Source organism: Arcobacter sp. LA11 (genome assembly GCF_001895145.1).
GTDB lineage: Bacteria > Campylobacterota > Campylobacteria > Campylobacterales > Arcobacteraceae > Halarcobacter.
This window is the reverse complement of the sequence record NZ_BDIR01000008.1, coordinates 45,512-61,541: the sequence shown is the minus strand read 5'-3', so window position 1 is coordinate 61,541 and position 16,030 is coordinate 45,512. Positions and strand designations below refer to the sequence as shown.

12 protein-coding genes are annotated in these 16,030 nt (G+C 27.4%); 9 read left to right on the top strand and 3 right to left on the bottom strand.

The genetic code is table 11. The annotated features are described in order from the left end of the window. Positions 1 to 2 precede the first annotated feature (2 nt). The 6 genes from zwf to BT997_RS10095 are packed head-to-tail and all read left to right on the top strand — an operon-like array spanning position 3 to position 7,427. On the top strand, positions 3 to 1,457 hold the full coding sequence (gene zwf / locus BT997_RS10120) for a glucose-6-phosphate dehydrogenase (protein ID WP_072681779.1): 1,455 nt from the start codon (positions 3 to 5) through the stop codon (positions 1,455 to 1,457). After that, entirely contained in the window at positions 1,450 to 2,145 is a 696-nt protein-coding gene (gene pgl, locus BT997_RS10115) for a 6-phosphogluconolactonase (protein WP_072681778.1), read from the top strand. Before zwf ends, pgl begins: the two co-directional genes overlap by 8 nt. Continuing rightward, positions 2,138 to 3,958, top strand: coding sequence for a phosphogluconate dehydratase (gene edd / locus BT997_RS10110; RefSeq protein WP_072681777.1), 1,821 nt, complete (start codon positions 2,138 to 2,140; stop codon positions 3,956 to 3,958). The genes pgl and edd overlap by 8 nt, the downstream gene beginning before the upstream one ends. After that, complete coding sequence (gene eda / locus BT997_RS10105) at positions 3,958 to 4,584, top strand: bifunctional 4-hydroxy-2-oxoglutarate aldolase/2-dehydro-3-deoxy-phosphogluconate aldolase (protein ID WP_072681776.1); 627 nt, start codon at positions 3,958 to 3,960, stop codon at positions 4,582 to 4,584. Before edd ends, eda begins: the two co-directional genes overlap by 1 nt. A gap of 2 nt (positions 4,585 to 4,586) precedes the next feature. Continuing rightward, positions 4,587 to 6,221: a phosphoglucomutase (alpha-D-glucose-1,6-bisphosphate-dependent) gene (gene pgm / locus BT997_RS10100; RefSeq protein ID WP_072681775.1), complete on the top strand. Its 1,635-nt coding sequence runs from the start codon at positions 4,587 to 4,589 to the stop codon at positions 6,219 to 6,221. 3 nt (positions 6,222 to 6,224) lie between these two features. Further along, positions 6,225 to 7,427: a glucose-6-phosphate isomerase gene (locus tag BT997_RS10095; RefSeq protein ID WP_072681774.1), complete on the top strand. Its 1,203-nt coding sequence runs from the start codon at positions 6,225 to 6,227 to the stop codon at positions 7,425 to 7,427. 13 nt (positions 7,428 to 7,440) lie between these two features. Here BT997_RS10095 and BT997_RS10090 read toward each other — a convergent pair whose 3' ends face one another. Then, positions 7,441 to 7,938 carry a protein disulfide oxidoreductase gene (locus BT997_RS10090; protein WP_072681773.1) on the bottom strand — a complete coding sequence of 166 codons (498 nt, stop codon included), beginning with the start codon at positions 7,936 to 7,938 and terminating at the stop codon, positions 7,441 to 7,443. Positions 7,939 to 8,204: 266 nt separating this feature from the next. Here BT997_RS10090 and BT997_RS10085 point away from each other — a divergent pair, with 266 nt between their 5' ends. Both BT997_RS10085 and BT997_RS10080 read left to right on the top strand, forming a co-directional pair. Then, a complete protein-coding gene (locus tag BT997_RS10085) occupies positions 8,205 to 8,903 on the top strand; it encodes a hypothetical protein (RefSeq protein ID WP_072681772.1) in 699 nt (232 codons plus the stop codon). 178 nt (positions 8,904 to 9,081) lie between these two features. Continuing rightward, on the top strand, positions 9,082 to 9,558 hold the full coding sequence (locus BT997_RS10080; protein ID WP_072681771.1) for a hypothetical protein: 477 nt from the start codon (positions 9,082 to 9,084) through the stop codon (positions 9,556 to 9,558). Here BT997_RS10080 and BT997_RS10075 read toward each other — a convergent pair. Next, positions 9,550 to 11,388, bottom strand: coding sequence for a PAS domain-containing sensor histidine kinase (locus BT997_RS10075; RefSeq protein WP_072681770.1), 1,839 nt, complete (start codon positions 11,386 to 11,388; stop codon positions 9,550 to 9,552). The genes BT997_RS10080 and BT997_RS10075 overlap by 9 nt on opposite strands. After that, the gene (locus BT997_RS10070) at positions 11,381 to 12,847 is read right to left on the bottom strand and encodes an ABC transporter substrate-binding protein (protein WP_072681769.1); all 1,467 of its coding nucleotides are present in this window, start codon (positions 12,845 to 12,847) and stop codon (positions 11,381 to 11,383) included. Before BT997_RS10070 ends, BT997_RS10075 begins: the two co-directional genes overlap by 8 nt. Before the next feature lie 320 nt (positions 12,848 to 13,167). On the opposite strand from BT997_RS10070, the gene BT997_RS10065 reads away from it, so the two are divergent. Further along, positions 13,168 to 15,420 carry a glutamine--tRNA ligase/YqeY domain fusion protein gene (locus BT997_RS10065; RefSeq protein ID WP_072681768.1) on the top strand — a complete coding sequence of 751 codons (2,253 nt, stop codon included), beginning with the start codon at positions 13,168 to 13,170 and terminating at the stop codon, positions 15,418 to 15,420. Positions 15,421 to 16,030: the final 610 nt, after the last annotated feature.

Sequence of the window (16,030 nt, the reverse complement as noted above, 5' to 3'; positions counted from 1 at the left end):
GTATGGGTACTAAATTCAATCTTTGTGATTTTATACTTTTTGGTGGGCATGGTGATTTAGCATTTAGAAAGCTAATGCCTGCACTTTATCATCTTTGTAAAGATGATTATATAAGTGAAGATACAAGAATTATAACTGTATCAAGAAGAAATATAACTATAGAAGAACATATTGAATTAGTAAAAAGTAAACTGCTTGAATATATAGATGACTTTGATGAAGAATTTTTTAGTAAGTTCAAAAATCAAATCTATCTAGTAAATATTGATTTAAACCAAAACCAAACATTTGAAAATTTAAAAAATATTTTAGACGAATACCCAAATAGACACAGAATAAACTATTTATCCACAAGCCCAGATTTTTTTGGTCAAATATGTCAATCTTTAAGTTACTGGAAAATCATAACAGATAATTCTAGAGTTGTTTTAGAAAAACCTTTAGGTAGAGATTTAAAAAGTTCCCAAGAACTAAATAAAAAAGTATTAAACTATTTTAAAGAGAATCAAATATATAGAATTGACCACTATTTAGGTAAAGATACAGTTCAAAATATACTTGCTCTTAGATTTTCAAATATCTTTTTTCTTCCCTTGTGGAATGCAAATCACATAGACCATATTCAAATCACAGTTGCAGAAAGTGTAGGAGTAGAAGGTAGATGGGATTATTATGACGAATATGGGGCTTTAAGAGATATGATTCAAAACCATCTTATGCAATTATTATGTCTAATAGCTATGGAACCTCCCTGTTCTATTGATGCAAATAGTATTAGAGATGAAAAAGTAAAAGTTTTAAGATCTTTTAGAAAAATGAAGGATGAAGACATTAAAGAAAAGACTGTTAGAGCGCAATATAAAGCAGGTTCATCGGAAGGAGAATCAGTTCCAGGTTACATTGAGGAAGATTCAAAACAAAGTGACACAGAAACATTTGCAGCCATAAGAATAGATATTGATAACTGGAGGTGGAATAATGTACCTTTTTACATAAGAAGTGGAAAAAGAATGCAAAAAAGAAACTCCGAAATAGTAATTCAGTTTAAATCTATCCCTCACTCTATATTTTCTGTAGATGAGAGTATTATAAGTGCAAATCGATTAGTTATAACTTTGCAACCAAATGAAAGTATTGAGCTTAAACTTATGAACAAGATACCAGGATTAAGTGAAAGTATGGAACTTCAACAAGTTGATTTAGAATTAAACTCACCATTAAAAGTACAAAGAAAACCAGATGCATATGAAAGACTTATTTTAGATGTAATTCGAGCAAATGCAACTCTTTTTATGCGACTTGATGAAGTAGAAGAAGCTTGGAAATGGGCTGATACTATCTTAGAAGGATGGCAAAAAAACTTAACTCCCATGAAAAAATATACAGCAGGTAGTGATGGTCCTAGTGCCGCTATACAAATTATAGCAAAAGATGGCAGGAGCTGGAACGATGAATAATATTGATTTTATAGATTATAAAAATTCAAAAAGCTTAGTTGAAAATTTTGTAAAAGAAGTTTCAACAATATTAAAAGAAACTCTTTTAAAAAAAGAAAATGCCACTCTTTTAGTATCAGGAGGGAATACTCCAAAACTTTTTTTTCAAGAGTTATCAAAAGTAAAACTTGATTGGAATAGAGTTAAAATAGGATTAGTTGATGAAAGATGGCTTTTAGAATCTAATGAAAATAGCAATGCTTACTTAGTAAAAAAATATCTTATTCAAAAGGAAGCTAGTAAAGCAAGTTTTATACCACTATTTTTAGAAAACAAAGATTGTTTTTCATCTGATGATTTATGTTCAAAACTTTATAAAAAAGAGTTTTTACAAACTGATATTCTAATATTAGGGATGGGGAACGATGGACATACAGCTTCTCTTTTTTCTAAAAGTAAAGAAATAAAAGATGCACTAAATTTAAATATAAAAAAGTTTTGTATTTCTACAAATCCAATAACTGCGCCATATGACAGAATGACTTTAACTCTTAAATCAATTCTAGAATCTAAAAATCTTTTTTTACATTTTCAAGGTAAAGAAAAATTAGAAATTTATAAAAAAGCTTTAAAAAGTGAAAATATATATCCTATTTCGAAAATACTTTTTAATGCATCTAAATTAAAGGTTTATTTTAGTCATGAATAAAATATTGTTAAAAGTCAAAGAAAATATTGTTAAAAGATCAAAAAAAAGTAGAGATATTTATCTTCATAGAATTAAAAATGCAAAAATAAAAAATCAAGGTAGAAAAAGTTTATCTTGTAGCAACCTAGCCCATGTAATAGCTCCAATGACAGATAAAGAAAAAAGTCTATTAAAAGAATACAGCTCTTATAATATGGGAATAATAACTTCTTATAATGATATGTTATCTGCCCATGAACCTTATCATAAATATCCAGATATTTTAAAAACTGCCTTATTAGATTACTCATCAACAGCCCAAGTTGCAGGAGGTGTTCCTGCTATGTGTGATGGAGTTACACAAGGTGAAACAGGTATGGAACTCTCTTTATTTAGTAGAGATAATATAGCAATGGCAAGTACAATTGGATTATCACACAATGTTTACGATGGTATATTTTACTTAGGCATTTGTGATAAGATCGTTCCTGGTCTGATGATAAGTGCTCTTACCTTTGGACATCTTCCTTCTATATTCGTTCCTAGTGGACCTATGAAATCAGGTATCTCAAATAAAGAAAAAGCCTTATCAAGACAAGAATATGCAAAAGGTAAGATTGATGAAAAAAAACTTTTAGAAGTAGAATCTTCTTCATATCATAGCTGTGGAACATGTACATTTTTTGGAACAGCTAACTCAAATCAAATGCTTTTAGAAATGATGGGACTTCAACTTCCAAACTCATCTTTTATAAATACAAACACACCTTTAAGAGAAGAACTTACAAAATACAGTGCAAAGATTTTATATGATTTAAAAAAGAATAATATTTCCATAAGTGATATTATTGATGAGAAAAGCTTTATAAATGCAATAGTTGGACTTATGGCAACTGGTGGTTCAACAAATCATACAATTCATCTAATTGCAATGGCAAAAGCTTGTGGAATTATTTTAACATGGGAAGATTTTGATGAAATTTCAAAAATAACTCCTCTATTATCTAAAATGTATCCAAATGGAAGTGCTGATGTAAACGCATTTAGAGATGCTGGAGGTATGGCTGTTATAATAAAAGAACTATCAGAAAACGGATTAATTTTTGAAGAAGTCAATACTATAGTTGGAAAAAGTTTAAAAGAATTTATTGTTGAACCAAAATTAGAAAATAAAAAACTTGTTTTTAAAAAAGTGAATGGAATATCTAAAAATAGTGAAGTTATTTCATCATACAAACATCCATTTAATAAACAAGGCGGCTTAAAGCTTTTAAATGGGAACTTAGGTCAAAGTATTATTAAAACATCTGCTTTAAAAGAAAAACACCTTTACATAAAACAAAAAGCTATAGTTTTTTCTTCACAAGAAGAACTTCATGAAGAATTTCAAAAAGGAAATCTTCAAAAAGATTTTATTGCTGTTGTAAAATACCAAGGCCCACAAGCAAATGGTATGCCAGAACTTCATAAGCTTTTGCCTCCTCTTGGAATATTGCAAGACTTGGGATATAAAGTTGCACTTATTACAGATGGAAGAATGTCAGGAGCATCAGGGAAAGTAGCAAGTGCAATTCATTTAAGTCCAGAAGCAAAGGCTAAAGGAATGATTGCAAAAATAAAAAATGATGACTTAATAGAATTAGATGCAATCAATGGTAAATTAAATCTTCTAGTCGATAAAGAAGAATTAGAAAAAAGAGAAATAGAAGAAAAAGATTTAAAACAAAATAGTTTTGGTATTGGTAGAGAGTTATATAGCTTAATAAGAAAAAATGTCAGTAGTGCAAATAGTGGTGCAACTATTTTTAATTTACCAGGAGAGGAAAATCAATAATGAATGCAAATAAAATAATGTCAATTTCACCAGTTGTTCCTGTAATTGCAATTGAAAACATAAAAGATTGTTTACCTCTTGCAAAAGCCTTAAGTGAAGGAGGTATTAATATAATGGAAATAACTCTTAGAACACCTCAAGCTTTTGATGCTATAAAACTAATAAGTGAAAAATTACCATCTATGAATATTGGAGCAGGAACTGTTTGTAATAAAGAAGATTTAATAAAAGCAAAACAATCAGGAGCTAAGTTTATTTTTTCTCCAGGAATAAGCCAAGAGCTAATTGATATTGCAAAAAAAGAAAATATAACTTTAATCCCAGGTGTCTCAACATCAAGTGAAGTAATGTTAGCTCAAAACAATAATATATATCATTGTAAACTTTTCCCTGCCACACTTAGTGGAGGAATTGAAATATTAAAAGCCTTTAATGGACCTTTTTCAAAAATGTTTTTCTGTCCAACAGGAGGAATAAATAAAAAAAACTTGAATAGCTTCTTAAATTTAAAAAATGTTTTATGCGTAGGAGGAACATGGATAGTTCCCAAAGAAATGATACAAAAAGGTAATTTTGATAAAATTACAGATTTATGTAAAGAAGCAATAAAAATAGCAAAAGGATAGATATGATTAATAAATTAGCAGGTAAAAAAGCCCCTAAAGAAACTCTTGTAAATGTAAAAGAATTAATAAATGCATATTATAAAAATAAGCCAGAAGTCAAAGAACAAACTCAGAAAGTAAGTTTTGGAACTTCAGGGCATAGAGGTAATTCTTTTAAATCAAGTTTTAATGAAAATCATATTCTAGCTATCACACAAGCACTTTGTGAATACAGAAAAAATGCAGGTATCAATGGTATTATGCATATAGGTATAGATACCCATGCACTATCAGAACCTGCACAAATCACTGCATTAAAAGTCTTTTTAGCAAATAAAATAAAATGTAAAATAGCAAATAAATACAAATTTACTCCCACTCCAGTATTATCCTTCACTATTTTAGAATCAAATAAAAATAGTGAATTTTTAAATGACGGAATAGTTATAACACCATCGCACAACCCTCCAAGTGATGGCGGATATAAATATAATATGCCAAATGGAGGACCAGCAGATACAGATGTTACTTCTATTATAGAAAATAGAGCAAATGAAATATTAAAAAATGATTTAAAAGATATAAAAGTAATAGATGAAGACAAAATAATGCAATCAGAATATTTAGAAGTTATTGATTTTATAACACCCTACGTAGAATCTTTAGAGACTATTATTGATATGAACATTATAAAAGAAGCAAAACTTAAAATAGGAGTAGACCCATTAGGTGGTTCTGGACTAGAAGTATATAAAAAAATAAATGAAATTTATGGTTTAGAACTAGATATTGTAAATCAAAAAATTGACCCAACGTTCTCTTTTATGAGTTGTGACCATGATGGAAAAATAAGGATGGATTGTTCTTCTAAATATGCAATGTCTTCACTTATTGATTTATCAAAAAAATATGATATTGCATTTGCAAATGACCCAGATTTTGATAGACATGGAATAGTTACAAAAAGTATGGGACTGATGAATCCAAATCATTATCTTGCTGTTGCTATTTGGTACTTGTTTTCAAATAGAACTTGGAAAGATGAACTCTACGTTGGTAAAACTTTAGTTTCAAGTTCAATGATTGATAAAGTAGTAAACTCTTTAAACAAAAAATTATTTGAAGTACCTGTTGGATTTAAGTGGTTTGTTGAAGGCTTACATAAAGGAACTTTAGCATTTGGAGGAGAAGAAAGTGCAGGAGCCTCATTTTTAAGAAAAGATGGCACTGCTTGGTCAACGGATAAAGATGGAGTCATTTTAAATCTTTTAGCAGCAGAAATTACTGCAAATCTAAAAAGAGACCCAGGAGAAATTTATAAAGAATTTGAAGAAGAATTTGGAAAAGCTTATTATAAAAGAGTTGACGCTCCAGCAAATTTTGAACAAAAAGCAAAACTAAAAAAATTAAGTGTAGAAGATATCACTTCAAAAACATTAGCAAAAGAAGAAATAGAAGCTATTTATACAAATGCAAGTGGAAATAAAGCAAGTATTGGAGGTCTTAAAGTTACAACAAAAAGTGGCTGGTTTGCAGCAAGACCATCGGGAACTGAAGATATCTATAAAATTTATGCAGAAAGTTTTATTAGTGAAGAGCATTTAGAGTTAATAGTAAAAGAAGCCCAAGACTTAGTAATAAAAAGTATAGAAGGATAAGACATGGAATACAACTCAAATTTTAATCCAAGGCTTTCAGACACTGAAATTTTTGAGATACTTAAAGAAGAGAAAAGAACAATAGGTTATTATGATTTACCTTTTCAAGATACAACTTCAATAAAAAAATATGCAAAAACTGTAAAACAAAAACATATTGCAATCATTGGTATTGGAGGGAGTACTCTTGGAACCTTTGCTATATATAATTTTCTAATTCGTTCAAATAATTATGATAAAAAATTACATTTTTTTGAATCAACTGATCCTATTGATATAAATAGTCGAATCGAAAAACTTGATTTAAACAACACTCTTTTTATAATTGTTAGTAAATCAGGAACAACAATTGAAACAATCAGTGTATTTAAATATCTTTACTCAAAAACAAAAATAGATAAATCAAACTGTATCACTATTACAGAAACAGATAGTAAGCTAAATACCTTTGCAAAAGCAAATGAAATGAAAAGTTTTGAAATACCTAAAAATGTAGGAGGAAGATTCTCTGTATTTTCAAATGTAGGATTAGTTCCTCTTGCTATCATTGGCGTTGATATTGATGAATTATTACTTGGTTGTAAGGATATATATAAAGAATTTTTTGAACAAGAAAATTTATACAAAGAGCTTATGACAAAAGCAAGATTTATGTCTGAACTAAAACATAAATTCAATAATAATATCGTTTTCTCATATGCAAGTGAACTTGAAGGTTTTAACAAATGGTATGTACAGTTATGGGGAGAGAGTTTAGGGAAAATCGATAATGACAATACAAACCAAGGTTTAACTCCAATTGGTCTATTAGGGCCTGTTGACCAACATAGTTTTTTACAGCTTATAGTAGAGGGGAAAAGAGATAAAACAGTTACTTTTATAAAAATAAAAAACTTTTTAGACAATTCTAAAATTCCTGATGTAAAATTAAAAGGATTAGAAGAGTTAGATTATATTAATAACCTTAAGTTCTCAGAGCTTATAAACCACCAAGCAGATGCTACAATAAAGGCTGTGCAAGATTTAAAAGATATACCATGTGATACTATAACTATTGAAAAAGTCGATGAATATAATCTAGCAAGATTAATGTTTTCTTACGAACTTTTAACTTCCATTGTAGGAAGATTTTTATATATTAATACTTATGACCAACCAGGTGTTGAAGCAGGTAAAATTATCTTAAAAAGTAAATTAAAATCTTAACAGTACATAAAAATTATTTAGCTAATAACATTCTTGAATAAAGCCCAGCTGTAGAGGTATATCCTACTTCACTAAATTTTAAATTACGATTTTTGTCATATATTAGAGTTGTAGGAAAAACTTTTATATTAAACTTACGTGAATAAAAACCATCTTTGTCATTTACTACTTTAAATGATAAATCACGTTCATCTAAATACCTTTGAATTTCTTCTTTATCACCTGATTGAACTGCAATAGTTATCACTTCATAATCTTTTGATATTTTTTCTATATTTGGTGCTTCTACTTTACAAACAGGACACCAAGTAGCCCAAAAATGAACAAGAATAGGTTTATCTTTAGGAATATTGTAAATAGTTGTATCATCAAGAAGCTTAACACTTTCAAAATCTAATTTGTCTTTATTTAAATCTAAAGACCGATAATAACTCATTGCATTAAGTGCAATTGTCAAAACTACAATAAATATAATACCTTCTTTAATATATTTTTTAATTTTTTCTTTCATTTATCACCCTATTTAATATTCATGTGTGAGTATATTATAATTTTGTGTATTTGAAGTTTAGTTTAAAAACTTTATAATAGTAATAAAATATGGTATAATTCTATATTATGAGAAAGTTATATATAGTAATCTATATTCTACTAATGAATATTAATTACCTTTATGCTTTTACTTGGGATGATTGTATTGAGAAATATAAAAAAGCCAAACAATTTAGTGAGAATACCAGATTGTCATATATCTATTTAAAATCCACTAAGAATTGTTTGATAAAATTCAAAAAAATTCTAATACAAGACCCTGACCCAGAGTTTACGATAAAAGCAATGAGTAATAATATTCTTAAGCTTGATAAATATATAAATAACTTAGTGCCTAAATATATTTTTCCTAAAAATAGTTTAGAAGAGATTCCTAAATATTTGGATATCAATTCTCACAAACCCACTTTTAACAAAGAATATAACTACTTCATAAGATTCAAAAACTGCAATGGTATTCATGCTGATAATAAAATATATACTGCAAAGCATTGTAATATTCAAAAATCTAAAAACATACAATTTGATTTAAATTATATAAAAACAGATGCTGTTTCTAAACTAAAAGTATCAAAACTAAACCTAAATAAACCTGGAACATTTAAATACTATTCTATGTCAAAAATTGGAATGTTTTACAATACACTTTTGCAAGAAAAGAACTGTAAGTTTTATAAAGCTAAAAATACTCCTACAGGACTTAATACTTCTCTAGATTTATCTGATTTAACAAAAAAAAATGAAATAAGAAGTAGTTGTTTAGCTATTCCTTCAAATAGTGGTGGTGGCGTATTTCAAGATAAGCAATTAGTAGGAATTATTTCAAAAACTGTTTTTGATAACAATAAGTTTTTATACAGTGTAGTTGAACCTATATTACCACTTCATAATACTGAGATATTAGATGCTAAAAATCAATTCTAGTTTTTTCTTTTTATCCTGCAATAAATTTCAGTTTCAGAAGGTAACTCTTTTTTAATCATTGAATAACTCAATTAAAAGCTTGTTTAACAATTACAGGCAATTTATAAACACTTTGTTAATATCATTTTATAAAAGTATTTAAAAAAGATACATAGAATAAATATATATGGAAATAAAAATGCAAGAAAAAAAACCATTAAGCCCTTTACAATTAAATGAGTTAAAAAACTTTATGAAAGAGAACTCTTCTTTTGTATATGAATATATTAATTCAGAAGTATTAAAAGATATTGGGATAATGAACAAAGATTATTTTTCAAAAGTTATTCAGAATATATTTAATGAAGAAACAGATATAGAAAAAATAAATCCAAATATATTACCTTATTTTATTTTTACATTATTATTTGATAAAGGAAAGGTTGATTATACTTCTTTAAGAGTTGAAACTATAAACTTTAAGCAAATAAATAAAGAAGCTTCAACATACTACAACTATGTACAATTCTCTTTAAAAAACGACTCTTTACATATTGAATTGATACAAAGTAAAATAGGAGGAATGCCTATTGACAAAGATATAGTAAAGTTCACAAAAATAGTTCCTATTAAAAATACTGGATTAGAAGAATTTATTAATAAAGAACTAAACTAAAACTTCATTACTTGGTAATCTTAGAATAAATTTTGCACCTATATATTCAATATCATCAAAGATAAACTCTTCATTGCTAACACTTATAAATCCACTCATGTGTTTTTCAATCATATCTCTTGACATATGTAGTCCTATACCAGTGCCGTCAGTAAAGTCTTTAGTTGTAAAATAAGCTTCAAATACTTTATTTAATATCTCGTGAGGAATCCCTCCTCCATTATCATGAATAGACAATTCAGTATATTTATCAGTTTGATTTGTTTCAATTAAGATTATTTTTTCACTAATATTTTTTTCATCAAGGACGTCAATTGCATTATTTATTATATTCATAATAATTTGAATAAATTCATTTTCTAAACCAAATGCATTTAATGGTTGAGCATTTTTAACAACCTTTATTGATCTATTTTTTATTCTTGAATCAGATATAAACAGAGCTTTGTCTAAAGATTTAGTTATAGTAAATTCTTTTATCTCTTTATCTTCTTTAAAATAATTCCTGAAATCTTCAATTGTTTGATTTAAAAAACTAGTTGATTCCATTATATGATGGATGGCTTCTTTAAAATACTCTTCATCTAAGGTATCAAATTCTTTTTTTACTTCCATCCCACTAGCTGTACTTGATATCATTGAAAGTGGTTGTCTCCACTGATGTGCAATATTTTCAAGCATCTCACCCATAGCTGCCATTTTAGATTGTTGAGCTAAAAGTTTATCTTTTTGATTTAGCTCGTTATACATTATTTTAGTTTGAGTTATATCTATAGATACTCCTAAAACTCCAATAATCTCATTCTGTATATTTTTTAAAGGCACTTTTGATTTCAATAAAAAAGATTCATCACCATTATCTCTGACATAGGTTTCTTCTATTTGAAGTTTTGATTCACCACTATTAATAACTTCAAAGTCAATTCTTCTATAATGTTTTGCCTTAATATTTTTCCATGGCAAATCAAAATCAGTTTTACCTAAAATATCATCTACAGAATCTAATTTACACTCTTGAAGAAATGTTTTATTTAATCCCATATATTCACCATCTATATTTTTCCAAAATATAGAAACAGGAACTGTATCAATTATATTTTTTAAAAGCAATTTGGAATCTTCTAATTTTATTACATTATCATGTAGTTCTTTTTTAGAATCTACTAATTCTTGTTCAATTTTTAATATCTTTTTATTTAGTATAAATATCGCAATAAGCATTAAACCAACAGTTATAATAATAAAAAGCACCGTGTTTATTATCGTTTTTGAAATTTGTTGATTAATATTATCTCTTTCCATACTATCTAATTTAGATAAATCGTTAAAAATAAACTCTTCATATTGTATTAAAAACTCAATTTTTTTAATCAATGAAAGGATTAATGTATAAAATTTTGTTTTTTCATTCAATGCAAACATTTCGCCTTTTAACATAGAAATTGATTTTTTCTCTAAATTATAAGGTTTTAATATATCATTATTTAAATCTTTTATAATTTTTTCTATCTCTTTTTTTGATATATACCAAGAATTATTAAAAACTTCTTGATGTTTAGGTTTTAGAAACTTACTATCTTCATCAAATTTTTTAATAGATTCAATCCATTCGATTTTAGATTTAGCTAAGTCTTTAGTAATTAGTAGTTGCTCTGTTTGTAACTTTACATTTAAAAAGCTATTTTTTGTATCACTAATAAGTATCATTTCTTTATTTAAAGAAGATAGATTATTTAATGAAAGGTATAAAATAGTACCACTTAGGGCAATGCCTATACCTATTACAAGGAATATATATAGTATGAGATTTCTTATTTTTATATTACTCATTTATTGATTCCTTATAAAACTGTAATTGTTTTTTAGCATCAAGTTTTTGTGTAATATCATTCCACTTACTTGCTGTAATTTCTAAGGCATCCTTTGCGGACAATTCTTTTCTAATAGCTTTATCAATATATTCTTCTAAAACATCATAATATAGATTAGAACCAGGTATTCTAATATCATTCATTACATTTTTCATTGAAAGAGATTCATTTATTGCTGTTAAATATTTTTTGGCAAAATCTTTGCTAAATCCACTTGCTGTCCAAGCTTCTATATTTTTATCTAAAATTAGATGTGAATATCTTGATGGATTTATGCCACTCCAACCTTGCACTACATATTTACTAGTAATAGCTTTTGATGTCATATGTGCAGCAAAATCAAATGCTAGTTTTTTATTTTTTGAATTTTTATTTACTACAATAATCCAATTCCCAACTATTGAGGAAGGAGCATTATATCTTTTTTCCCATTTATCTGTTTTTGAATTATAAACTTCATTTGAACCTGGAAGTTTAGCTATGCCGATTTTATCTTTTATTTGTGATTCTAAAGAGTTTTGAGACATTGTACCAATATTTGCCCAATCTATTGCCATCAAAACATTTCCTGTGATAAGACTTTGTCTTACTTCTAGTGGCGAAAAATTCATTACTTGTTTTGGTGCATATTTCATAATATCAATATACTCTTCAAGTGCTTTAACAAAACCAGGATTATCAATCTTTGCTTTCATATTATTTATATCAAAATAGTATGCTTTATCATCTGGATGTTTTGCATAAGCAGCAGCTTTAGTTAAAAACAATAGTGCAGTAGCATAATCTTTTACCCTACTTCCAGCAAAACCATATTCAACCTCTCCATCTTTATCCCAATCCCAGTTATTAAAAAAGCTTGCTATATCATTGAACTCTTTCCAAGTTTTGGGAACTTCTAATTCATATCCATACTCTTTTTTAAATCTTTTTTTATATTCATCATTTTCTATAATATCTTTTCTATAATATAAATTTATATTATCACCATCATATGGTAAAAAATATGCTTTATTATTAAGAGCTAATACATTATTTTTATATATAGGAAGAACATCATCCCAATCAATTTTTTCTTTTATATTTTGAGGAATTGAAGCAGCTGTATTTTGTAAGATTGAACCACCCCAAGATGCCAATACTACAAAGATATCATAATTTATGTTTTTATCATTTAAGGATTCTTCTATTCTTTGGGTCATACTTTCCCAACCAGAAGCAACTATTCGTACTGTAGAATTTGTTTTTTTCTCAAAAGCTTCTACTTCCATTTTTATAGGACCACTAATAGCTTCATCAAAATTAGGAGTAAATACTGTTATCGTTTGTTTTTGTTCTTTTGTAGTTTTTTCTATATCTTTATTATCACAACCTAGAAAAAAAATCATTAAAAAAGATAAAGCTAACACAAGCTTACTCATAATAATATCCTACTTAGAATTTGTTATCATTCTACTATCATCAAACTTAAAAGATTTGAGAAGATGATATTTAATTATAAAAGTTCAAAATGTTTTATAAATTTACCTTAAATATAGGCACTACATAAATATAAATGATATATTTAATTATCAATAATATTTCACTTATTTTGATTATATTATAAAATCATCTATCCTATATCAATTTTTATATGACTAATAATACCTCTAAAATAACTTCTTTATCTAAGATGATATAAGCACAAATTAGATAAAATATAACCCTTATAAAAGTTTCAAAATCAAAAGGTTTAATAATAATGAGTGAGAGTAAAGATTTTTTACGGTCTATAGTAGAAGAGGACTTAAAGTCAGGGAAATATGAAGAGGTTATTACTAGATTTCCTCCAGAGCCAAATGGTTTCCCACATATTGGACATGCTAAATCTATCTGTATAAATTTTGGTATTGCTAGTGACTATAAAGGTCATTGTAACCTTAGAATGGATGATACAAATCCAACTAAAGAAGATACAAAATACGTTGAGGCTCTAAAAGATGCTGTACAATGGCTTGGATTCAACTGGGGAGAAAATGTATATTTTACTTCTGATTACTTTCCAAAGATATATGATTACGCTATACAACTTATCAAAATGGGTAAAGCATATGTAGATAGTATCGATGAAGAGCAAATGAGAGAATTCCGTGGAACTGTTACAGAAGCAGGAAAACGAAGTGAATATGCTTCTCGTTCAATAGAAGAAAACCTTGAGCTTTTTGAAAAAATGAAAAATGGTGAATTTAAAGATGGAGAGCATGTATTAAGAGCTAAAATTGATATGAGCGCTGCTAATATGAAACTAAGAGATCCGCTATTATATAGAATCCGACATGCCCATCACTTTAGAACAGAAGATGAGTGGTCTATTTATCCTATGTATGATTTTGCTCATTGTTTATCTGATTATATTGAAGGCGTATCTCACTCTATTTGTACCTTAGAATTTGAAAACAATAGAGATATTTATGATTGGGTTTTAGATACCTTAGGATTAGAAGCTCCAAGACCTTACCAACACGAATTTGCAAGACTTGGTATCAATTATACAGTTATGAGTAAAAGAAAACTACTTGAACTTGTAGATGGGAACTATGTAAGTGGTTGGGATGACCCAAGAATGCCTACAATTGCTGGATATAAAAGAAGAGGATATACAAAAGAATCTATTCTAAACTTCTGTGACCAAATAGGTATTGCAAAAGCAAACTCTATGGTAGATGTAGCACAACTAGAGTTTTGTATCAGAGATGATTTGAATACTAAAGTACCAAGAGTATTAACTGTACTTGACCCACTAAAAGTTACAATTGTAAACTATGAAGGCACAGAAGAGATTGATGCTCCATATTATCCTCATGATGTTCCAAAAGAAGGAACAAGAGAGATACCTTTCTCAAATGAATTATATATAGAAAGAGATGATTTTAATGAAAATCCTCCAAAAGGATACTTTAGACTTACCCCTACTCAACCAGTACGTCTAAGACATGGATTTATCATTACTTGCAAAGAAGTTATCAAAGATGAAAATGGAAAAGTAGTTGAACTAAAAGTAGAATATCATCCAGATTCAAAAAGTGGTAATGATACTAGTGGTATCAAAGTAAAAAGTGCAATCCAATGGGTAAGTGCAAAAGAGGCTATCAAAGCAGAAGTAAGAGTATATGATAGATTATATGCTAGTGAAGCTCCAGAAGGATTAGAAGACTTAAACCCTAACTCTCTTACAATTATCAAAGATGCTTTAATAGAACCTGCAATTGTTACTGAAAAGATAGATGAAAGATTCCAATTTGAAAGACAAGGTTACTTCTATGCTGACCCAGTTGATTATACAGATGAAAAACCAGTATTTAATAAAATCGTAGGATTAAAAGACTCTTGGGCTAAAAAAACATCTGATAAACCAGTTGAAAAAGTAGAACAAAAGAAACAAGCTAAAAATGAACAAATAGTTGGAACTGAAGTATCTATGAATAGTGAACAACAAATACTATTTGATAAATATACAAACGAACTAGGACTAAATGCAGAAGTAGGAAATATTTTAGCAAGAGATGAAAAGCTCTCATCATTTTACAAAGAGGGATTATCTGAACTTAACAGTCCTATTAACTTAGCAAATATTATAGTAACAGAAGTAGCTAGAGAACTAAAAGAATCAAATGAATTAAAATTTGATGCTAAACAAATAGCCCAACTTGTTAAAATGATAGATGATGAAATTATTTCAAGTAAAATTGCAAAACAAGTATTTGAAGATATGGCAAAAACAGGAGAAAATCCAGCACAAATAGTTGAAAACAAAGGACTTATACAAATAAGCGATCCATCTATAATTTTACCAATTATAGATGAAATCATGGAGAAAAACCCAGACAATGTATCTAAGTTTAAAGAAGGCAATACAAAACTATTAGGCTTTTTTGTAGGACAAGTCCTTAAATCTACACAAGGAAAAGCAAATCCAAAAGTTGTAAATCAACTTGTAGCACAAAAATTGAAATAATATATTTCATCACTATTATATAAATCTAATAAGAAGTAACTATCTAGTTACTTCTTAAATCAATAATAATTCATATTTCAAAATTGTCAACTAATTGTCAAGAACTATACGCTTTTTAACTTTGCAAAGATTTTTTATAATTAGATTATAAAAAAATAATTTAAAGGAGTTATTATGAAATTCTTAAAAAATTTAATATTAATAGTGACAGCTTTATTTGTAAGTTTAGGTTTGTTATCTTATACCTTAGGATAAGACTTAAATAAGATACTTTAACTTATTACTTATTAACACAGTATGTTTTAGTTTTATATAAATTGAAACATACTGTTTTTAAATTCATATTATTTATTAAAAATAAACTCTTTAGCATATTATCTTATTATCAAACAAGTTTTATTAACTAATTAAACATTATATTTAAGTTTAAAATAGCCAATTCAAAACTGTCAAGAGACTGTCAATCAATATATACTTTTTAACTTTACAAAAATATTTTAAAATTGAAAATATAAAACTATTAAGAAGAAGCTATTATGGATTTTTTTTAACTTAATACTTGTGGTTGTTATGTTATTTTTAAGTTTAGGTCTATTATCTTCTAGTTTGT

Coding starts and splice junctions, on each gene's coding strand:
- zwf (WP_072681779.1), top strand. CDS start 3: ATGGGTACTAAATTCAATCTTTGTGATTTTATACTTTTTGGTGGGCAT.
- pgl (WP_072681778.1), top strand. CDS start 1,450: ATGAATAATATTGATTTTATAGATTATAAAAATTCAAAAAGCTTAGTT.
- edd (WP_072681777.1), top strand. CDS start 2,138: ATGAATAAAATATTGTTAAAAGTCAAAGAAAATATTGTTAAAAGATCA.
- eda (WP_072681776.1), top strand. CDS start 3,958: ATGAATGCAAATAAAATAATGTCAATTTCACCAGTTGTTCCTGTAATT.
- pgm (WP_072681775.1), top strand. CDS start 4,587: ATGATTAATAAATTAGCAGGTAAAAAAGCCCCTAAAGAAACTCTTGTA.
- BT997_RS10095 (WP_072681774.1), top strand. CDS start 6,225: ATGGAATACAACTCAAATTTTAATCCAAGGCTTTCAGACACTGAAATT.
- BT997_RS10090 (WP_072681773.1), bottom strand. CDS start 7,938: ATGAAAGAAAAAATTAAAAAATATATTAAAGAAGGTATTATATTTATT.
- BT997_RS10080 (WP_072681771.1), top strand. CDS start 9,082: ATGCAAGAAAAAAAACCATTAAGCCCTTTACAATTAAATGAGTTAAAA.
- BT997_RS10075 (WP_072681770.1), bottom strand. CDS start 11,388: ATGAGTAATATAAAAATAAGAAATCTCATACTATATATATTCCTTGTA.
- BT997_RS10070 (WP_072681769.1), bottom strand. CDS start 12,847: ATGAGTAAGCTTGTGTTAGCTTTATCTTTTTTAATGATTTTTTTTCTA.
- BT997_RS10065 (WP_072681768.1), top strand. CDS start 13,168: ATGAGTGAGAGTAAAGATTTTTTACGGTCTATAGTAGAAGAGGACTTA.